General features: G+C 66.8%; 16 protein-coding genes. 10 read left to right on the forward strand and 6 right to left on the reverse strand.

Annotation, left to right across the window (positions count from 1 at the left end):
- Nucleotides 1-96 precede the first annotated feature (96 nt).
- A complete protein-coding gene (locus J2S76_RS02290) occupies nucleotides 97-948 on the reverse strand; it encodes an alpha/beta hydrolase (RefSeq protein WP_307057125.1) in 852 nt (283 codons plus the stop codon).
- Between the two features lie 540 nt (nucleotides 949-1,488).
- On the opposite strand from J2S76_RS02290, the gene J2S76_RS02295 reads away from it, so the two are divergent.
- From J2S76_RS02295 to J2S76_RS02315, 5 genes are all read left to right on the forward strand, one after another.
- Complete coding sequence (locus J2S76_RS02295) at nucleotides 1,489-2,082, forward strand: GntR family transcriptional regulator (RefSeq protein ID WP_370874691.1); 594 nt, start codon at nucleotides 1,489-1,491, stop codon at nucleotides 2,080-2,082.
- Nucleotides 2,079-3,638, forward strand: a complete 1,560-nt coding sequence (locus J2S76_RS02300) for a sugar ABC transporter ATP-binding protein (RefSeq protein ID WP_307057127.1) — start codon at nucleotides 2,079-2,081, stop codon at nucleotides 3,636-3,638. Before J2S76_RS02295 ends, J2S76_RS02300 begins: the two co-directional genes overlap by 4 nt.
- A complete protein-coding gene (locus tag J2S76_RS02305) occupies nucleotides 3,631-4,623 on the forward strand; it encodes an ABC transporter permease (protein WP_307057129.1) in 993 nt (330 codons plus the stop codon). Before J2S76_RS02300 ends, J2S76_RS02305 begins: the two co-directional genes overlap by 8 nt.
- Nucleotides 4,624-4,705: 82 nt before the next feature.
- On the forward strand, nucleotides 4,706-5,656 hold the full coding sequence (locus tag J2S76_RS02310; protein WP_307057132.1) for a substrate-binding domain-containing protein: 951 nt from the start codon (nucleotides 4,706-4,708) through the stop codon (nucleotides 5,654-5,656).
- A 66-nt stretch (nucleotides 5,657-5,722) separates the two neighbouring features.
- Entirely contained in the window at nucleotides 5,723-6,343 is a 621-nt protein-coding gene (locus tag J2S76_RS02315) for a DJ-1/PfpI family protein (protein ID WP_307057134.1), read from the forward strand.
- A gap of 147 nt (nucleotides 6,344-6,490) precedes the next feature.
- On the opposite strand, the gene J2S76_RS02320 is transcribed toward J2S76_RS02315, so the two are convergent.
- The 4 genes from J2S76_RS02320 to J2S76_RS02335 all read right to left on the reverse strand — a co-directional run bounded on the left by J2S76_RS02320 (nucleotide 6,491) and on the right by J2S76_RS02335 (nucleotide 13,084).
- Nucleotides 6,491-8,707, reverse strand: coding sequence for a fibronectin type III domain-containing protein (locus tag J2S76_RS02320; RefSeq protein ID WP_307057137.1), 2,217 nt, complete (start codon nucleotides 8,705-8,707; stop codon nucleotides 6,491-6,493).
- A gap of 286 nt (nucleotides 8,708-8,993) precedes the next feature.
- A complete protein-coding gene (locus J2S76_RS02325; RefSeq protein ID WP_307057139.1) occupies nucleotides 8,994-10,526 on the reverse strand; it encodes an HlyD family type I secretion periplasmic adaptor subunit in 1,533 nt (510 codons plus the stop codon).
- The gene (locus tag J2S76_RS02330) at nucleotides 10,523-12,277 is read right to left on the reverse strand and encodes a type I secretion system permease/ATPase (protein ID WP_307057141.1); all 1,755 of its coding nucleotides are present in this window, start codon (nucleotides 12,275-12,277) and stop codon (nucleotides 10,523-10,525) included. Before J2S76_RS02330 ends, J2S76_RS02325 begins: the two co-directional genes overlap by 4 nt.
- Before the next feature lie 204 nt (nucleotides 12,278-12,481).
- On the reverse strand, nucleotides 12,482-13,084 hold the full coding sequence (locus J2S76_RS02335) for a helix-turn-helix domain-containing protein (RefSeq protein ID WP_307057143.1): 603 nt from the start codon (nucleotides 13,082-13,084) through the stop codon (nucleotides 12,482-12,484).
- A 655-nt stretch (nucleotides 13,085-13,739) separates the two neighbouring features.
- On the opposite strand from J2S76_RS02335, the gene J2S76_RS02340 reads away from it, so the two are divergent.
- Complete coding sequence (locus tag J2S76_RS02340; protein ID WP_307057145.1) at nucleotides 13,740-16,397, forward strand: ATP-binding protein; 2,658 nt, start codon at nucleotides 13,740-13,742, stop codon at nucleotides 16,395-16,397.
- Nucleotides 16,387-17,562, forward strand: a complete 1,176-nt coding sequence (locus tag J2S76_RS02345; RefSeq protein ID WP_307057147.1) for a response regulator — start codon at nucleotides 16,387-16,389, stop codon at nucleotides 17,560-17,562. The genes J2S76_RS02340 and J2S76_RS02345 overlap by 11 nt, the downstream gene beginning before the upstream one ends.
- Nucleotides 17,563-17,579: 17 nt before the next feature.
- On the opposite strand, the gene J2S76_RS02350 is transcribed toward J2S76_RS02345, so the two are convergent.
- A complete protein-coding gene (locus J2S76_RS02350) occupies nucleotides 17,580-18,311 on the reverse strand; it encodes a winged helix-turn-helix domain-containing protein (protein ID WP_307057148.1) in 732 nt (243 codons plus the stop codon).
- A 250-nt stretch (nucleotides 18,312-18,561) separates the two neighbouring features.
- On the opposite strand from J2S76_RS02350, the gene fmdA reads away from it, so the two are divergent.
- The 3 genes from fmdA to J2S76_RS02365 all read left to right on the forward strand — a co-directional run bounded on the left by fmdA (nucleotide 18,562) and on the right by J2S76_RS02365 (nucleotide 20,731).
- Nucleotides 18,562-19,788 (forward strand): formamidase, encoded by a 1,227-nt coding sequence (gene fmdA, locus J2S76_RS02355; protein ID WP_018390841.1) that lies wholly within the window; start codon nucleotides 18,562-18,564, stop codon nucleotides 19,786-19,788.
- 60 nt (nucleotides 19,789-19,848) lie between these two features.
- On the forward strand, nucleotides 19,849-20,367 hold the full coding sequence (locus J2S76_RS02360; RefSeq protein WP_307057150.1) for an AmiS/UreI family transporter: 519 nt from the start codon (nucleotides 19,849-19,851) through the stop codon (nucleotides 20,365-20,367).
- A 61-nt stretch (nucleotides 20,368-20,428) separates the two neighbouring features.
- Entirely contained in the window at nucleotides 20,429-20,731 is a 303-nt protein-coding gene (locus J2S76_RS02365; RefSeq protein ID WP_307057153.1) for an FmdB family zinc ribbon protein, read from the forward strand.
- The last annotated feature ends 104 nt before the right edge of the window (nucleotides 20,732-20,835 follow it).

Genomic DNA, 20,835 nt, shown 5'->3' on the forward strand with positions numbered 1-20,835 from the left:
CGCGAGGACGCCGCGCGAGGCGGCACCGTTTCCGCGGGACCGGAAGAAGCCAGTGTGGCGGCGGATGGAGCCGGTCCGTGCGGCGAACGACGCCGCTCAGCCTTGGTCCCATCCGTCCGCCGGCACGCTCTGGCCGGCCATGAGGCAATCCACCAGATGGACCGCGGCTTGCGTGCCCGGCGTTCCAAGGTCCGCCATGATGCTCATATGGTCGGCGCCGGAGAGCGTGCATTGACCAACGCGCAGGCCGGCGGCGATCGCCAGATGCGAGCCGAAGGCGTGCATCTGCTGGTGAAACGGTGCCGTCTCCAGTTCCCCGACCAGCAGCCGGACGTTGGCGCCCGCCTTGTAGCGCCGGGCTAGCGGGCTGAAGTCGCGGATCTCCTGGTCGGTCAGGCCGATCAGTTCCCGCAGGAAAGAGTCCTTCAGCGGTGCGAGATCGTAGATGCCGCTGAGCAAAACGGCACCGGCGATCGCTCCCGCCGGGGCGCTCGCATCTAACAGCAGCGCGCCGAGCTGGGCACCGGCGGAATGGCCGCTAATGGTGAGGCGGGACGCGTCGCCGCCATAGGCGCCGATATGCGCCACTATCCAGTCCCGGGCCTGGCGGACCTGCGCGACGAGCGTCTCCATCCGCACGGCAGGCATCAGGGCGTAATCGACAATCACCGCGATCGCCCCCGCCCCCGTCACCGTCTCGGCGACGAAGGAGAAGTCCTCCTTGGTGAACATGCGCCAATAGCCGCCGTGAATGAACATGTGCACGGCGCCGGTCGCCAGATGGGGCGGCGGCAGGAAAAGATCGAGCCGCTCCGCCGGCGAGGCGCCATAGGCGATATCGGCATGCATCGGCAGCCGCGCCCGCGTGATGAGGCTGCGGGCCGCGTAGTCGGCCACGTGGCGGTCGAAATCCGGCACGACGTCGCGGGTTCGAAAGGGATCGGCCATGGTGGCGCATCTTCACGTTCAGGAGGAGGCGGCGAGATCGGGCGCGCCGGACGGTTTCCGCAGGCTGACGAGCACCGGGCCGCCCGGGTGGGCACGGTCTGTCCGCACGGGAACGCAGCGTCGCGGCCGGCGCCGGCGTGCGCGCCGCGGCAGGCGCAGGACCGGCGACACGACAGCATCGACACGCATCCGCAGGTCACGGCACCGGGCACAATCAGCCGGCGCAAGAGGTTGGCCGCTGCCGAATAGACGTTCCCGCGCTATCCGCGCCGCCGAGATGTCAGCCAAAAGCCCCTCCCATGTTTCTGGTATAATGTATTATCAGTGAACTATTGGCCTATATAAAATCGTATAGGATATCGTATTGAGTGATGGGGAGGATCGTGCTAGCTGTTGATCGCTGTCAAGGGGCAACGCATGCGCAGTCCGAAACCTCACGCTACTTCCCGCTACCTCGCCGAAGACGGCGGATCAGCACCGGCGGTGCATCGTGGCGCCGGCCTGGCCGATGAAGTCTATGAGGCGATTTTCGCGCGTCTTATGGCGCTGAAGATTCCGCCCGGCGCGCGCATCACCGTCGATAATCTGGTGCGCGAGCTGGAAGTGTCGCAGACGCCGATCCGCGAGGCGCTGGGGCGGCTTGAGGGCGAGGGCCTCGTCGTCAAGACCCATCTGGTCGGCTACAGCGCCGCGCCGCAGATCACCCGCGCCCGCTTCGAGGAGCTGTATGATCTGCGCCTGCTGCTGGAGCCGGAAATGGCCGGCCGCGCCGCTTCCTCCATGACCGCACCGGCGCTCAAGGCGCTGACGGGTGCCGCCGGCGTCAATCTGCGCGGTGGCGGCACGGATGAGCGCGCCCGCTACCCGCAATTCGCCCGGCAGGACGCCATCTTCCACGACATGATCCTGGAAATCGGCGGCAACGGCCTAGTGCGGGAAACGCTGGCGCACCAGCACACCCATTTCCACATCTTCCGCCTGATGTTCCATGCGCTCGTGACCGAAGAGGCGCTTGACGAGCATGAGGCCCTTCTCGCGGCTTTCGCCGCCCGCGATGTCGACGCCGCACGCCTGGCGATGCGCGCGCATCTCGAGCGCTCGCGCGACCGCCTGTCCCCGGCCTTCGACCAATGAGCGCGGCGCACGCCCACCTCCCCGCGCTCGAGGGCGCGCCGGTGCTTCGGGCCGAGCGGCTCGCCAAGGAATTCGGCGGCGTCACGGTTCTCTCGGAGGTGACGCTGGACATTCGGCCCGGCGAAATCCACGCCATCATCGGCGAGAACGGCGCCGGCAAGTCCACCCTCATGCGCCTGCTCTCCGGCTATCTCCAGCCGAGCGACGGCGAGCTGCTGATGGATGGCGCGCCGATCCGCTTCCACGCGCCCTCGCAGGCGCAGGCGGCCGGCATCGCGCTGGTGCACCAGGAGATCCTGCTCGCCGAGGCGCTGACCGTGGCCGAGAACATCTTCATCGGCCGCGAGATCACCCGTTTCGGCCGGATCGATGAGCGCGCGATGCGCGAGGCCGCCGCCGCACAGCTCGCCGCCATCGGCTGCAGCGTGTCGCCGCGCGCGCGGGTCGGCGACCTCTCCATCGCCAACCGGCAGCTGGTGCAGATCGCCAAGGCGCTGCTCGGCACCCACCGCGTGGTGATTTTCGACGAGCCGACGGCCGTGCTGACCCATGAAGAGGTCGACCCGCTGCTCGACATCATCCTCGCGCTGAAACAGCGCGGCGTCGCCATTCTCTATATCAGCCACCGGCTGGACGAGGTGGAGCGGCTGGCCGACCGGGTCACCGTTCTGCGCGACGGCCGCATGGTCGGCACCTATGATGCCGACGGCCTCACCCCTCAGCGCATGGCAAGCCTGATGGTCGGGCGTGAATTCGCCAGCCTCTACCCGCCAAAGCTTGAAAGGGAGCTGGGCGAGCCTGCGCTCGACATCGCGCACGCCCATGTGCCCGGCTTCGTCAACGACGTGTCGCTCACCCTGCGCAAGGGCGAGATTCTCGGCCTCGCCGGCATGATCGGCGCCGGGCGCACCGAACTCTTCGAGGGGCTGCTGGGCCTGCTGCCGGCCAGCTTCGGCGAGGTGCGCCTGCATGGACGGCCGGTGCATTTCCGCTCGCCGGCCGAGGCGGCGCGGGCGGGCCTCGGCTATCTCACCGAGGACCGCAAGGGCAAGGGCCTGCTGCTCGGCGAGCGCCTCGCGCCCAATCTGACTCTGGCGGCGCTGGACCGGGTGCACCCCTTTGCCGGGCTCGACCTTGCCGGCGAGGCGACGCAGCTCGACCGGGCCGTGCGCAGCTATGATATCCGCCTGCGCAGCCGCGACGCCCGCGCCGGCCAGCTCTCCGGCGGAAACCAGCAGAAGCTGCTGCTGGCCAAGGTGATGCTGAACGACCCCACCGTCCTCGTCATCGACGAGCCGACCCGCGGCATCGATATCGCCAATAAGAGCCAGATCTACGCCTTCATCCAGTCGCTGGTGCGGGAGGGGCGCTCCTGCATCGTCATCTCCTCGGAGATGCAGGAACTGATCGGCCTGTGCGACCGCATCCTGGTCATGCGGTCCGGCCGGATCAACGGGGAACTCACCGGCGACGCCATGTCGGAGAGCAATGTCGCGCTTTACGCCACCAGCAGCGTGGCGAGTGAACAAGCCTTAGAGGAAAACGCCCATGGCTGATGTCGCCACCGCGCCGCCGCGCGCCCAGCATAACTGGTCCATCGGCTGGGGTGATGCCGGCCCCTTCCTGGCGCTCGCCGCGCTGGTGGCGATCGGCTACCTGATCAATCCCGACTTCCTGTCGGCCAACAACATCGCCAACGTCGTCACCCGCAGCGCCTTCATCGCCATCATCGCGATCGGCGCGACCTTCGTCATCTCCTCGGGCGGGCTCGATCTGTCGGTCGGCTCGATGGCCGCCTTCATCACCGGGGTGATGATCCTGTTCATGAACACGGTGGCGCCGAATGTGGGCACGGCGGCGATCCCGCTCGGCATGGCGGTGGCGCTGGTCACCGGCATCGCCTGCGGCCTGCTCAACGGCACCATCGTCACCGTCGGGCGCATCGAGCCCTTCATCGCCACGCTGGGCACAATGGGCATCTTCCGCGCCCTCATCACCTACATGACCGATGGCGGCACGGTGGCGATCGACCGCAGCCTGCGCGATGCCTATCGCCCGGTCTATTTCGGCGATGTGCTGGGTGTGCCGATCCCGATCCTCGTCTCGCTCGCCGTGGCGGTGGTCGCCGCCTATGTGCTTTACCGCACGCGCTATGGAAGGCGCTGCGTGGCGGTGGGCGCCAATGAGGATGTGGCGCGCTATTCCGGCATCTCGGTCACCCGCGTGCGCATTACCGCCTATGTGATCCAGGGCGCTTGCGTCGCCATCGCCGCCATCTGCTACGTGCCCCGGCTTGGCGCGGCGACGCCGACCACCGGCCTGCTGTGGGAGTTGCAGGTGATCACCGCCGTGGTGATCGGCGGCACGGCCCTGCGCGGCGGGCGCGGGCGCGTCTGGGGCACGGTGGCCGGCGCGGTGATCCTCGAATTCATCGCCAACCTCATGGTCCTTTCCGACTTCGTCTCCGAGTACCTCGTCGCGGCGGTGCAGGGCGTAATCATCATCATCGCCATGCTGATCCAGCGGATGTCCAAGAGGTAGCGAAGGGAAGAACCGGCGCGCGCGAGGCAGCCGCGACGCGCCGGGCATCAATCAAGACTGCCGCACCTGGTGGAGGAAACACATGCTCAGGAATGCTCTCATTGCCGCTGGGGTGACGACCGCGCTGCTGGCGGCCGGCCCGGCTTCAGCCGCCGAAAAGAAGGTCATCGCCGTCTCCATTCCCGCCGCCGACCATGGCTGGACCGCCGGCGTCGTCTACCACGCCAATGCCGCCGCCAAGGAGATCAACAAGGCCTTCCCCGGCATCGAGGTGGTCGTGAAGACCTCGCCCTCGGCCAGCGCCCAAGTGAGCGCTATCGAGGACATGTCGGCCACGCGCAAGATGGACGCGCTTGTCATCCTGCCGCACAGCTCCGAGGAGCTGACCACGCCGGTGAAGACCATCAAGGAGAAGGGTACCTTCATCACCGTGGTCGACCGCGGCCTGAACGACCCGCATATCCAGGACCTCTATGTCGCTGGCGACAACATCGCCGTCGGCTTCAACACGGCGAAGTTCCTCGTCGAGAAGATGGGCGGCAAGGGCAATCTCGTCGTGCTGCGCGGCATCCCGACCGTCATTGACGACGAGCGCATCAAGGGCTTCCAGGACGGGATCAAGGGCTCTGACCTGAAGATCCTCGACATCCAGTACGCCAACTGGAACAGCGACGAAGCCTTCAAGCTGATGCAGGACTATCTCGCCAAATACCCGCAGATCGACGCGGTGTGGGCCAATGACGACGACATGCTGCTCGGCGTGCTGGAGGCGATCAAGCAGTCCGGCCGCAAGGACATCAAGTTCGCGCTCGGCGGCAACGGCATGAAGGAGATCATCGAGAAGGTGAAGGCGGGCGACGCCATGACCCCGGTCGAGACGCCCTACCCGCCCTCGATGATCAAGACCGCCATCTATCTCACGGCCGCGCATTTCGCCGGCCACGCCCCGGTGCGCGGCGCGCTCAAGCTCGATGCGCCGCTCATCACCAAGGACAATGCCGAGGAATACTATTTCCCCGACTCGCCATTCTGACCCTCGCACCCCGGGCCGGGCACGTCACATCCCGCCCCGCCCCCACAACGAACGGAGGCACTCCCCATGCCGGGCAAGAAAATCCTGATGCTGACGGGCGAATTCACCGAGGAATACGAGATCTTCGTGTTCCAGCAGGGAATGGAAGCGGTCGGCCACACCGTCCACGTCGTCTGCCCCGACAAGAAGGCCGGCGACAAGATCCAGACCTCGCTGCACGATTTCGAGGGGCACCAGACCTATATCGAGCGCTACGGCCACCTCGCCGACATCAACAAGACCTTCTCCGAGGTGAAGCTCGAGGAGTACGACGCCGTCTACTGCGCCGGCGGGCGCGGGCCGGAATATATCCGCACCGACAAGCGCGTGCAGGCCATGGTCCGCCACTTCCACGAGACCAGCAAGCCGATCTTCACCATCTGCCACGGGGCGCAGATCCTCATGGCGGTGGACGGGGTGCTGACCGGCAAGCGGGTTGGCGCGCTCGGCGCCTGCGAGCCGGAAGTGCGCCTCGCCGGCGGAATCTATGTCGACCTCTCGCCCACCGAGGCGCTGGTCGACGGCAATATGGTTTCCGCCAAGGGCTGGACGGCGCTGGCCGCCTTCATGCGCGAATGCCTGAAGGTGCTCGGTACAGAAATCCGCCACTCCGACAACGTGCCGGCCGTCGCGACGCGGGCGGCGTAGTGTTGGCAACCCCCGGGCGCGTGCAAGGCGCCCGGGGGCTCGCTCGATCTGCCGCGTTCCTCTCAGATTGAGAGCAGCGGTCGCCAGGAGGCGCCAGACCGCCGCAGGCGGATCACGGCCGCCTGCGGCTTTGCCAATAGCGGTGGTTCAAACCAGGCCGTCCGACGCGTGCAGCGCGCTCGCGACGGAGACCGTTTCTGCCGCAGCGTCATCGGCCGCATCGAGAAGGGCCTGCCATTCAGCCAGCGCCGACGTGTCCTTTGCCGTGATGTCGCCGATCGACAGGTCGGCCAGCGTTACGCCATCGAGCGTATAGGTCTGGTTGTTGCCGGCGATGTCGATGACGACCGAGCCGCCGACTTCCGAGACCGAAAAACTCTGCGCCGACATCCAGCCGAAATCGAGCGTATCGGTGCTCGGCTCGAAGGCCAGGACGGTGTCGGTGCCCCAGGCCCAGTTGATGGCGGTGGTGGTGCTGGTTCCGGTGCCGTCGTCGCCACCATTGCCGTTTCCAGTATCAGTGTCACCGTCACCGTCGCCGGTGTCGCCTTCATCCGTATCGCCGCCATCGCCGTCGCCACTTCCGGTATCGGTGTCCCCGCCATCCGTGTCGCCATCACCGTCCGACGAACCGGAATCGGAGCTGTCGGCCACCGTTTTCAGGATCTCGGCGAAGGCATAGCTGTCCTGAACGATGCCGCTGCCGGTCGGCGAGACATAGCCGGTGGCGGAGCCATTGTCGCGGCTCAGCGACCACATGGAGATGCCGGCGACGTTGTCATTGGCCTGCGCAAAGGCGACAAGTTGCTCGGCATCCTCCAGTGTGAACACTTCGGAGGTGACATCGTTGATGCCGATCATCACCGTGATGACAAGCGGGCTGTCGAGGCCGATGGTCTCCATCTGGGCGAGGGTCGACCGCGCGGCCGAAATGGCGTCATTGCCCATGTCGCCGGTGTCGTAATACGCGCCATAGTCCATCGCCATGATGTTGACGGCGGCGATGTCCACCCCCGCCGCCATGGCCGCGGTGAGCAGATCTATCCCGTCCTGGGTCAGGCCGTCGGTGAGCACCGGGAGGGTGAACGACACTTCCAGCTCGGGATTGGCCGCCTGCAGCAACGCCAGCGCCTCGTTGCGCAGCGCGTTGGCCGCGTCATTGGCGATCGCCGATCCTTCGATATCGAAGTCGAGCCGGGAGACGTGGTAGCGGTCGATGATCTCCTGATAGGCGGCGGCAAGAGCCTCGGCGCTGGAGAAGGTGAGCGCGCCTTCCTGGCCGTTGGCGCCACCCAGCGAGATTGTCACCTCGACACCCCGTGCCTGGAGCGTCTCGATCTGCGACAGGATGGAGGTGCCATTGGGCAGTGTGTCCGCCGCAATCGTGCCGATGCCGCCCCAGCCGAGCGTGTTGGGGCCGGAGGACAGGACGAAGGCCAGGGTGACGGCGCTCAGCCCGGCGGCCTCGACGATCTCGACCAGGTTCTGGCTGCTGGACAGCGACATGTCGATATAGGGCGAGAAGGTCTTGTCGCCCCCGCCCGTGCCCTCGAGCGCGGTGTTCACGCTCACCACCTCGGAGGCCTCGGAAGCCCCGGCCTCGTCGATGGCGACGATGCTGAAGGCATAGGCGGTGGAGGGCTCCAGCCCGGTGACCTTGTAATAGGTCGAGGCGGTGGTCGCGATCAGTACGCCGTCCTGATAGATCTGATAGGCGCTGACCGTGCCGACTCCGTTTACTTCGGCCGCATCCCACACCAGGACGGTAGTCGTGGCCGAGGTGCCGGCGGCATAGAGGTCCTCCGGTGCATCGGGCACCACGGGCGTGGTGTCCATGTAGCCAACAAGGGTCCAGACCGAGCCGCCGGCGGAAGGGTCTTCGCCCTGGGTCCACCATCCGGCCTGATACACCAGATTGCCCATGCTGACGCGGTCGCCCCCGGTGTAGATGTCGCTGGCCGACCAGGCGTCTGCATAGCCGGCTTCAGTGTCCCCGCCGGTGCCGCCATCTGGATCGCCGTCGCCATCGGAATCCCCACCGGTATCACCGGGGTCGCCGCCGTCATCCGTGCCGTCGCCGCTGCCTGCGGCCTCGAGCGCGACCTGCCAGGCCGCGAGGGCCGAGGCGTCGCGGGCGGTGATGTTCTCCAGGCCCAGATCGGACAGCTGCACCGATTCCAGCCGGTAAGTCTGATTGTTGGAAGGAATGGAGATGACGACATCGCCATCCACTTCCGAGATGGTGAAATTGGTCGAGGCGAACCAGCCGAAATCGAGCACATCAATGGCCGGGTTGAAGGCCAGCACCGTCGCGGTGCCCCACTGCCATGTAATCGTTGTCGTTACACCGGAGACAGAAGACATGAAGACCTCTTGATCAGTATCATCACCAACTGGGTCGGGTCTTCGGAAAGCCCGCAATTCGGCCTTTCCGTCGCGCAGCCCGCGTCTGAATGCACCTCGCGCATAAATGTATCATGTCAAAACGGTGGCTATTCGGGCGTTTCCGATAGGTTATATTTTATAAGTGAGCTCGTTCTACAATAATGGCGCGGTGTTCGGGGCGACATGCGCGAACATCGTCTTTACGTGCAGAATACTGGATTGTTCGGACGGCATTCGCTTCCGGCCTATGGGCGCGTCACCTGCCTCAGTCTTCGCGGAACGCCCGCGCCATCTGGTCGGTCAGCGGCTTCGTCAGGTAGCTCAGTGGCGTGCGCGCGCCGGTCACGACGAACACGTCGGCCGGCATGCCCGGCACGAGTGTCTGCTCCGGGCGCAGCAGGGCCAACTGGGCGGCATCAATCCCGATCTTCAGCGCATAATAGGCCGTACCGGTCTGGGGATCGACCAGGCGGTCAGGCGAGACGGCGAGAAGCGTGCCGGACAATTCCGGTGTAGTGCGCTGATCAAAGGCGGCGAGGCGGACACGGGCGGGCTGTCCGGCGCGAATCCGGTCCACCGATGCCGGGTCTGCGCGGGCTTCCACAATCAGGGCCTCGTTATCAGGCACAATCTCCATCACAACGTCGCCCGGCTTGATGACGCCACCGATGGTGTGGAAGGCGAGGCCATTGACCCGGCCGCTCACCGGTGCGCGGATATCGGTGCGCTTGAGCTTGTCGATGGCGGCGATGCGTTCCTCGGTCTGCTCCTGCACATTGGCCTCCGCCTCGCGCAGCTCGGTCAGCACCTTCTCTCGCGTGTCCCGCTCAAGTTCCAGGATCTGCAGCTGCAGCTGGCCGATCGCCTGCTCGATGGCGGCCTTGTCGGCGATGCGCCCGGCGATGGCGCCTTCCAGCTCGGCCTGCTGGCGCTCCAGCGCCAGAAGTCGCGTGGTCGGCATCAGGCCCTTGGCGCCGAGCGCGCGCGCCGCCTCCAACTCCTGGCCGATGAGAGCGTGCTGGCGCAGGGCTGCCGCGCGCTGGGCCTCCAGACCGCCGATCTGCTCCCGGCTCTGGGCAATGCCGGCCTCGAGGCGCGCCACCTGGGCCTTCAGCGTCTCGCGCCGGGCCTGAAACAGCCGCTCTTGCCCAGTGAACACGCGGTCGGCGATTTCCGCGCCCGTCTCGGGTGGCGCGATGCCGTCGGCTGGCAGACCGTCGCCGGCGAGGCCCGGTGCGGCGTCGGGTGGCACGGCATTCGCCCATTGCCGGTCTACCGCCACCATGGCGATGAGCATGGCCGGGCGCGTCATGGCCGGGGCGTCGTCGCGCTCGGCCTTGAGCCGGGCCTGCCGGGCGAGGGCCTCATAAAGCCGGTTCTCGACGATCGCCCGTTCGGCGGCATGGCGGGTGGCGTCGAGGCGGATCAGCAGGTCGCCGGCCTTGACCGATGCGCCATCGCGCACGGCAAGCGCGCTGATGATGCCGCCGTCCAGATGTTGGATGGCGCGTGACTTTCCTTCCGTGACCAGGACGCCCGAAGAGACCACCGCGCTCTGCAGCATGGCGAGGGCCGACCAGATGCCGAAGCCGAGTATGACGCTGACGCACACCATGGCACCAAAGCGCAGGTGCCCGGCGGGATCGGCCGGGTCATCGGTGGCGCGGGAACCGGAGGCGGTCCGTCGGCGCCGGCCGAAGACCCCTCCCCCTGCGACGCGTTCCGGCCCTGCGGATGGCGGTTGGCAAACCTCGTCGGACGAAGAAGCGCCGCGGTCATCCGAGGGGCCGGAGCTCACGAGGCGGTCTCCGTCGCAACAGCCGCCCTTGCCGCCGCCTCGGCGGGCGGCTTCATCAGGTCACGCAGCACCGCTTCCTTGGGGCCGAGCGCAGCGATGCGCCCATCCTTCAGCACCAAAGCCCGGTCGCAGGCGGCAAGGCCGCTGGCGCGGTGGGTGATGACGATCACGGCAGCGCCGCGCTTGCGGGCCACCAGCAATGCGGCCGTCAGCGCGGCATCGCCCTCCTGGTCGAGACTGGCGTTCGGTTCGTCGAGAACGATCAGGCAGGGGTCGCCATAAAGTGCCCGGGCCAGGGCGATGCGCTGGCGTTGGCCGCCAGAAAGCGCCGCTCCGCCCGGCCCGAGACGGGTCATGTAGCCGTCCGGCAGCGCCAGGATCATGGCATGAGCCGCCGCGGCCTGGGCAGCACGAATGATGGTCTCGTCCTTGGCGCCGGGCTGGTGCCGGCTGATCGCGTCGCGCACGGTGCCGCCGATCAGTTCCACATCCTGCGGGAGATAGCCGATATGCCGGCCGAGCCTGTCGGCGTCCCATTGATCGAGCGTCGCGCCGTCCAGCCGCACACTGCCGCTCATGGGGCGCCAGAGGCCGACGATGATGCGGGCGAGAGTGGACTTGCCCGAGGCACTCGGCCCGAGAATGCCAAGCCCCTCGCCGGGTTCGAGCCGGAAGCCTATGCCATCCAGCACCGGGCGGCGCAGCCCTGGCGGCGCGGCGATGACGTTGGCGAGGCAGAGATGGCCCGTGGGTGTCGGAAGATCCATTTTCGGTCCGGCGTCGGCCTCATGGGCAAGCCGCCGCTCCAGTCGCTCAAGGGCGGCCCGCGCGCCGGCCATGGCCTTCCACTGGGCGACGATCTGGTCGATGGGCGCCAGAGCCCGGCCCAGCATGATCGACGAGGCGATCATGATGCCGCCGGTCGCCGCCTGCTCGATGACCAGAACCGCGCCGATGGCCAGCGTCGCCGACTGCAGGAACAGGCGGAATCCGCGTGAGACGGCGGCGATACGGGCGGCCGCGTCGCCGCCGTCGCGTTCGGTCGCCCGTGCCCGGGCCAGTGTCCCACCCCACAGGCCGGCCACCTGGGGCCGCATGCCGAGCGCCGTCACTGCCTCGGATGAACGGCGGGCGGCCTCCAACATCATGCTGGCCTGCGCCGCCTCGCCCGCCGCCAGCGCCATCGGCGCCTGCGTCAGCTGATTGTTCAGGACGGCAAGTGACACCACCACCGCGACGCCCAGAAGGCCGATGAGCCCGAGCGACCAATGGAGAAGCCCCAGCACCACCAGATAGAGTGGCACCCATGGCAGATCGAGCAGTGCCAGCGGCGCCGGCCCACTGAGAAAGCGACGGGCGGTGGCCAGATCCGCGGTCGGCCTGCCGGCGGTTGCGTGCCCTGCGAACGCATCGGCGATCTCACTGCGAAAGGCCGGGCCTGAAAACTGCGCTTCCAGCCGGTCGCCCACACGCGCCAGAACCCGGCCTCGCGCATAGTCGATCATGGCGAAGGCGATGTAGAGCGCCGTCGTAATGAGACCGAGCAACCACAGGGTTGGCAACGAACGACTGACCAGCACCCGGTCATACACCTGGAGCATGAAGAGCGGGCCGGTGAGCATCAGGAGGTTGATGACGCCGCTGAACACGCCGACGCCGATGAGGGCATGCTGGCTACCGTCGAGGAGGGCTCCAACGACGCTGCCAAGGCGACGGCGTGGCGACCCGGATTCTGCCGGGCGCGCCGTCATCGACCCAACCTGGTCGGCGGCAGCGCAGCGGCCGGCCATCGGTACGTCGAAGGGTTGAGCGCACTCATTCCGTGGATGTATTTCGCCTTCGCCAGTCCTGCAAAACTATGGCGCGGGCCGGCGGAGTGGAGCAAGGGCGCCACCATGGTCCCGCCTGATGACAGGCGCTTATATTTCATAAGCGCCGCCGCCGACTCCCATGGCTCACCTTAGGTCGGTGAAGAGCTTGACTTCGGTGATGCCGACCGGGACGGTTTCGGCGCAGGGATCGTAGGAGATGGACAGGAGCGTCTTGGGCCCGAAGCGACGGATACGGATGTTCCACTCATGGCGGACCGCAGTGTCAACCATGATGTCGGTGTGCCGGTCGCTCACACCGCTGACGAGGGCCAGCTTGCCGGAATCGATGTCGCGCCGGAGAGCGTCGTTCGCTTGCAGTTCTCCCGACTCGTTCACGAGATGGCCTTCCAACGACTTGCCCTGCAGGAGCGACATGCCCGGCCACAAGGCGCGATAGCCGCGCGATGCCGCCATGAAGCGTATGCCATCAAGATCATAGAGCGCCACGATTCCGGGCTGACGCTCCGTGAACAAACGCTCCAGCAAGATCTCGTCGCAGTCGGTCGGGGTGATCATGTCGCTGATCCGCCGCATCAGGTCGGCAGATGGCTTGTCCTGCCCGGTTTCCCAATACGACACGGCCGCTTGCGACACGCCGAGCATCTCCGCCAGCGCGACCTGCTTGATGCCGTTCAGTCGTCGCCAGGAGCGCAGCCTCTGAGCGAAATGAGTACCCTCTTCCGACATCGACCTGGCATTCCTTGCCCGAGAGTCCCAGCGTTTTCCGCCGGAAGATCATGGCGGTGCGTGTTCCGGGGTGTCAATCAACCGCAGCGGTATCTCGCTGGGTTCTACAGCTTCGCACGGCACAAGCCGTAGGCGACAAGACGTGGGCGACAAGACGTGGGCGACGAGAGAGCCCCGTGTTCGGCGTCGGAATGGCCGGCGGCGAGGCCCGGATGCAGGATCGCGTCATCGCCACGATGCCGGTCACGCCGGCAAGAGGGCCGATATTCAAGGATCGTCGGCACCGGACTGTCGCCCTCCGGCAGCCATCTTTCAGAATGATCCAGACGGTCTTTTGAGTGGGCATGGCATCCTGATCGGCAATGGGCGTTCGCAGCCCACTGATAGGCGCCAACCGGGGCGAGACGTGACGCATCCGACCTCGCACATCAGATCGGCGACAGGGAATGGCGGGGCCCTGCATCGTCGCTGTGCAGAACCGCCGACGCACAATTCAGGAGCATCGGCTGGCGGAGAGAGGTTGAACCGATCGGGCGCAAGGAACGGCGAGCGTTGCCGCCGTCCGGTCCGTGCGGCTCCGGCGTCACGCCACGATGAAAGGCTGGCCCCTCTGCGGGTGATCCACTAGCCTTCGCCAAAACAAGGTGCGAAGCCCGTGGAAACGCCTGACCTGCCCGCCTTGCGGTCCTATCATTCCTGGATCGCCAACGAGACGCTTGAAGACTATTCGCTGCGCTACACCGCGCGCTCCTTCCGCCGTTGGTCGCCCTTCGTCATCGCCAACACGGCGCTGGGGGGCATTTCCTTCCTGGCGCTGGAGACGATCGGTGCCTCGATCACGCTGAGCTACGGCTTCATGAATGCCGGGCTGGCAATCCTCGTCGTGTCGGTGTTCATCTTCGTCACCAGCCTGCCGATCGCCTATTACTCCAGCAAATACGGCATCGACCTCGACCTGCTGACCCGGGGTGCCGGCTTCGGCTATATCGGCTCGACCATCACCTCGCTGATCTATGCCAGCTTCACCTTCATCTTCTTCGCGCTGGAAGGCGCGATCATGGCGCAGGCGCTGAAGATCTACGCCGATGTGCCGCTGGTGCTGGGCTACATCGTCTCCTCGCTGGTCATCATCCCGCTGACGCTGATGGGCATCACCATGATCTCGCGGCTGCAAATGGTGACGCAGCCGCTGTGGCTGGGGATGATGATCCTGCCCTTCGTGCTGATCGCGGTGAAAGCGCCGGAGGACATCGCCGCCTGGACACAGTTCGCCGGGCTGGAAACCGGCTCGCGCGGCTTCAACGTGCTCGCCTTCGGCGCGGCGGTCAGCATGATGTGCTCGCTGGTGGTGCAGATCGGCGAACAGGCGGACTATCTGCGCTTCCTCCCCGAGAAGACGGCGGCGAACCGGCTGGGCTGGTGGAGCGCGGTGGTGCTGGCGGGGCCGGGCTGGATCCTCATCGGCGGGCTGAAGATTCTCGCCGGCGGGCTGCTGGCGGTGCTGGTGCTCGGCAGCGGCCTGCCGCGCCCGGCGGCGCTGGAGCCGATCCACATGTATATCGTGGCCTATGGCCATGTGTTCGAGAACCCGGCCCTGGTTCTGTTCTGCGCGACCTTCTTCGTGCTGATCTCGCAGATCAAGATCAACGTCACCAACGCCTATGCCGGCTCGCTCGCCTGGTCGAACTTCTTTTCCCGCGTGACGCACTACCATCCCGGCCGGGTGGTCTGGCTGGTGTTCAACATCCTCATCTCGCTGCTGCTGATGCTGCTCGGCATCTTCGACACGCTGGAGGTGGTGCTGGCGGTCTATTCCAACATCGCCATGGCGTGGGTCGGGGCGATCATTGCCGATCTCCTGGTGCTGAAGCCGCTCAAGGTCAGCCCTGGCTTCATCGAGTTCAAGCGCGCGCATCTGCACGATATCAACCCGGTGGGCTGCGGCGGCATGGCGCTCGGCTCGCTGGTGGCGCTGACGGCCTTCACCGGCGTGCTGGGGCCGCTGATGCAGGCCTATGCCGCGCCCTGCTCCTTTCTCATCGCCTTCCTGACGGCGACGCTGATCGGCTTCGCCACGCGCGGGCGCTATTATCTCGCGCGCCAGCCGGTGCATCCGAGCCTCGGTTCCGACTCGTCGGCGGTGCTGCGCTGCGAAATCTGCGACCATGGCTATGAACGGGACGACATGGCCTATTGCAGCTTCTATGAGCGGCCCATCTGCTCGCTGTGCTGCAGCCTCGACGCGCATTGCCACGACGCCTGCAAGAAGTCGCACCAGGATCTGGAGACCTCGCGCTCACGCTATTTCGGTGTCGGCTTCACCCGGCGCATCGCCCCGCACATGCCGCAGCGTCTGCTGAAGGTCGCTGGCGTGCTGATTGCGCTCTCCGTGGTGACGGGCGCGCTGTTCCTGCTCACCTACCGGCTGATCGACCCGGGCGAGGACGTGCCGCATCTCGACAATGGCGCGCTGCTGCTGCGGATCTTCCTCGCCCTCCTGCCGCTGATGGCGATCAGCGCCTGGTGGATCGTGCTCGCCAATGAGAGCCGGGAGCTCGCCGAGCGCAACCTCGTCGGCTCGCTGGAAAAGCTCTACGAGACCCGCGAGGAGCTGACCCGCAGCGAGCGGCTCGCCGCGCTCGGCCAGCTGACCGCCACGGTGAGCCATGAGTTGCGCAACCCGCTCGGCACGCTCGCCACTTCGGTCGCGGTGCTGCAACGGGCGGGAAGCTTGACCGGCGAGCGCGAGCGCGGCGAGCTCGACCGCATCCAGCGCAATGTGCGCCGCTGCGTGCGCATCATCGACGACCTCTTGGAATTCTCCCGCCGACCCAACGTCGCCATGGTGCCGCTGGCGCTCGACGCCTGGATCGCCGAGCAGGCGGGCGACCTCCGCGCGCTCGGCCCGGTGCCGCTGGAACTGGTGCTTCGCTGCGGCGAGATGATCGAGGCCGATGGCGAAAGGCTGCGGCAGGTGCTCGTCAATCTGGTGCAGAACGCCATGCAGGCGGTGATGGAGCGCCCCGCCGGCGCGCCGCCGGGCCAGGTGCGCCTCGCCACCGCGCGCGAGGGCGAACAGGTGGTGATCACGGTCGCGGATAATGGCGCCGGCATGAGCGCGGAGGTGCGGGCGCGGCTGTTCGAGCCCCTGTTCAGCACCAAGCCGTTCGGCCTCGGGCTCGGCCTCGCGCTGGTGCAGCGCATCACCGAACGCCATGGCGGGCAGGTGCGCGTGGACTCGGTGCCGGGCACCGGCACCCGCGTCGAGCTGCGCCTGCCCGCCGCCTCCGGGGAGAGCCGCCATGTCGCTTGAGGCCGTCCCCGACGCGCCGTCGCGCGTGCTGATCGTCGATGACGACCCCGACTTCGCCGCCAGCCTCGCTCTGCTGCTTGAGATGGAAGGCTATGACATCACCGTCGCGCATGACGGCGCCGGCGCCCATGCCGCGCTAGCGGGGCCCCTGGCGGCCGGGCCGGCGGTGGCGCTGGTCGATATCCGCCTCGGCCATGAGGACGGGGTGGCGCTCGCCACCGCGCTGATCGGCGCGCGGCCGGAGCTGCTGGCGGTGATGGTCACCGCCTATGCCTCGGTGCCGACCGCCATCCGGGCGTTGCAGGCGGGCATTTACGATTATGTCTGCAAGCCGTTCGAACCGGCCGAGTTGCTGGCGATCCTGTCGCGCTGCTTCGACCGCCACCGTCTCGCCCGCGAGCGGGCGCAGGCGGAAGAGTTGCTGCGCCGCAGCCGCCGCATGGAGGCGGTCGGCCGGCTCTCGGCCGGCATCGCCCATGATTTCAACAATCTGCTCACGGTCGTTGGCGGAAGCCTCAAGCTTCTGCAGGAAGAAATGTCGCGGGGCCCGGCGGGCGATGCCGCTATCATGCGCGAACTGGTCGTCGACGCCCTGGGAGCGGTCGAGGAAGGCATTCTCGCCAATCGGCGTCTGCTCGCCGTCGGCCGGGCGCAGCCTCTGTTGCCGCGTGTGCTGGATCTTGGCGACGCGGTCGAACAGGTCGTGAGCCGGGCGCGCCACGCCTTTGGCGCGGGGGTGACGCTGGAGCTGCGGCCGCCGCCGGCGGCCTGCCTCGCCCTTGCCGATCCCCATCAGCTCGAAGCCAGCCTGCTGAACCTGATTTTCAATGCCCGCGACGCGGTGGCGGGCAGTGGCGCCGTGCGGGTGGGCCTCGACACATGCGATCTTCCGCCGGGCTCCGCCCTTCTCCTCGGCGACATGGCGCCGGGCCTGTATGCCGGGATCGAGGTCGAGGATGACGGCTGCGGCATGGCCACCGATATCGCCGAGAATGCCCTCCAGCCCTTCTTCTCCACCAAGCCGGCGGAGAGCGGCAGTGGCCTCGGCCTGCCCACCGCCTACGGATTTGCCCGCCAGTCGGGCGGCAACCTCCTCATCGAGAGCGAGGCCGGCGTCGGAACGCGCGTCACGCTGCTGCTGCCGGCGATGCGGCCCCGCCCCTGAAAAGGCAGCGGCCGGGGTCAGTGCGCCGGAGGCGGCGTGAAGACATAGCCCTCGCCACGGACGGTCTTGATGGTCTGCCAGCCCGAGCCGTCGTCGAGCTTGCGGCGCAGCTTGCCGACCAGCACGTCGATGCTGCGGTCGAACGGTGCCCATTGCCGGTTTGAAACGAGGTCCAGCATCTGGTCGCGGGTGAGCACGCGGCCCGGCCGCTCGGTGAGCGCCACCAGAAGGCGGAATTCGTGGCTGGTGAGGGCGACCCGGCTGGCGTCCGGACGTATCAGCTCACGCCCGTCGAGATCGAGCTGCCACGTCCCGAACCGCCGCCGGTTGTCCGGCGGCTCGGCCGAGGGGGCACCTCTCCCCACGCCTCGGGCGCGCCGGAGCAAAGCGCGGATGCGCGCCAGCAATTCGCGCGGCTCGAACGGCTTGGTGACATAGTCATCGGCGCCGAGTTCCAGGCAGACGATCTTGTCGACCGTCTCGCATTTGGCCGAGAGCACGAGCAGCGGCATGTGCCCGATCGCGCGCACGGTGCGCGCCAGCGACAGGCCGTCCTCCCCGCGCGGAAAGGTCAGGTCGAGAATGATCAGGTCGAAGCTTGTGACGGCAAGCGCGTCACGCATGCTGCTGCCATCCAGCGCGAATTCCGCGGAAAAGCCCTCCCGCGCGAGGAATTTGGTGACGAAGCCGCACATCCGGCGGTCATCATCCACCATCAATATGCGCGGCATGCACGCCGTTTCGCCCATGAACCCGCCCCGTGCATTCGCGCACCGAGACGACCGCTTGCGTCGCCTGGCGCCGATCATAGCCGCTCGGCGCGAGCAATGGGCAGCCGCTGGAACGGAATTACAAAACTTTACATTCGCCGCCCCCGGCGCGGGCAAGGCGCTTACAAACGGCTCCTAGCCTTCCTCGGCAGGGTGCAGGCAGAGCGGCTTCGACCGCCCGCCTTCAGCAACGGCATGAAAGCCGCGGCACCCTCACAGGAGGAAGCTCATGGCCAAGACCGTCTTCAAGATCGATCTCAACAAGGCGCCTGAAGATCAGGACATCAAGACGCATAATCGCTGGCATCCCGACATTCCCATGGTCGAGATGTTCAAGCCCGGCGACGAGTTCCGGGTCGAGTGCTACGACTGGACTGGCGGCCAGATCGGCAACAATGACAGCGCCAACGATGTGCGCGATGTCGACCTGACCAAGGTGCATTATCTCAGCGGCCCATTCGGGGTCGAAGGCGCCGAGCCGGGCGACCTCATGGTCGTCGACATTCTCGACATCGGTCCGCTCGAAGGCTCGGAATGGGGCTTCAACGGCCTGTTCGACAAGAACAATGGCGGCGGCTTCCTCACCGAGCATTATCCCGATGCGGTGAAATCCTGCTGGGATTTCCACGGCATCTACACCACCTCGCGCCACGTGCCGCGGGTGCGCTATCCCGGCCTCGTCCATCCCGGCCTCATCGGCTGCCTGCCCGACCACAAGCTGCTGGCGGAGGCCAACCGGCGCGAGGCGGCCCTCGTCGCCACCAATCCCAACCGCGTGCCCCCGCTCGCCGCCCTGCCCTATTCCGACACGGCGCTGATGGGCCAGATGCACGGCGCCGCCCGCGACAAGGCGGCGGCGGAAGGCTGGCGCACCGTGCCGCCGCGCGAGCATGGCGGCAATTGCGACATCAAGAACCTGTCGCGCGGCGCCCGCTGCTATTTCCCGGTCTATGTGAAGGGTGGCGGCCTCTCGATGGGCGACATCCATTTCTCGCAGGGCGATGGTGAAATCACCTTCTGCGGCGCCATCGAGATGGCCGGCTGGATCGATATCGGCGTCAGCCTGATCAAGGGTGGCATGGCGAAATACGGCGTCATCAACCCCATCTTCAAGCCGAGCCCGATCGACCCGCATTTCGACGACTACCTCATCTTCGAGGGCATCTCGGTCGACGAGCACACGGGCGAGCAGTACTATCTCGACGCGCATGTCGCCTATCGCCGCGCCTGTCTCAACGCCATCGAATACCTGAAGAAGTTCGGCTATTCGGGCGAGCAGGCCTACACGATTCTGGGCACCGCCCCGGTCGAGGGCCGCATCGCCGGCATCGTCGACATCCCCAATGTCTGCGCGACCGTGGCGATCCCGACCAAGATCTTCGACTTCGACATCAACCCGAACTCCACCGGGCCCACCCGGCAGGTGTCGGGCGTCGACGTTGCCCGCGCGAGCTGAACCCTTCCGGCACATTGGCGCCCCGGCTGGCCGGTCCGGCCGGGGCTGAGGAGATCGACCATGCTGCTCGGACTGGGTCTGCTTTATGTCGGCGCGGTGCTCGTGCTCAACGGCCTCTGGCTGCTGGGCAAGATCGAGGATCGCGAAATCATCGTCGTGAACGTCATCTCCGGTGTGGTGACGCTCGCCATCTCGCTGTTCTGGGCGTTCAATCCGCAGGCGGACGCGGGCTCCATCAAGGGCGCCGCGCTCACCCTTCTGTTCACCGCCACCTATTTCTGGGTGGCCTATAACCGCGTCACCAAGGTGGATGGGCGCGGCCTCGGCTGGTTCAGCCTGTTCGTCGCCATCACCGTGACGCCGGTGGCGATCCAGTCGCTGCGGGGAGCGGACAGCTCCATCAGCCTCTGGATGGGGTGGAACTGGGTCGGCTGGGGCCTGCTGTGGTTCTGCTACTTCCTGCTGCTCACGATGAAACAGCCGATCCTGCGCTTTACCGGCGCCTTTACGGTGTTGATCGGCATCGTCACCGGCTGGGTGCCGGGCGTTTCGCTGCTGCAAGGCTGGCTGCAGCCCTGACCTCCCGGATGGCCTATGGGCCATCCGCTTTCCCACATGGAGCGACACCTGGAGCGACACGATGCCCCTCTATTCCTATGCCTGTGAGGATTGCGGCCCGTTCGAGGGCTGGAGTTCGATGAATGAGGCCGACCGGCCCGCCTGCTGCCCGGAATGCGCCGCCAGCGCGCCGCGCGAGATGGCGATGCCCCGGCTCAGCACCATGAACGGCACGCTGCGCCGGGCGCTGGCCCGTTCCGAGGGCACCGCCTCGGAACCGAAGGTGGTCTCGCGCGAGCATCTGGCCGGCTGCGGCTGCACGCTCTGCGGCTCCCGCAAGAACAAGCCGGCGCCGATCGAACGGCGCTGGTCGCTGGGACACTGAAGGCGCCCATCGAAGAGAGAAATCACGACGCGGCAGTCGGCTATGGGGACGAGTGACGAAGGCTGGTGCTGACCGGCGGCGAAAGGCGGCGCAGATACGCGAGC

Origin of the sequence: Ancylobacter vacuolatus, from assembly GCF_030813595.1 — a bacterium.
Classification (GTDB): Bacteria; Pseudomonadota; Alphaproteobacteria; order Rhizobiales; family Xanthobacteraceae; genus Ancylobacter; species Ancylobacter vacuolatus.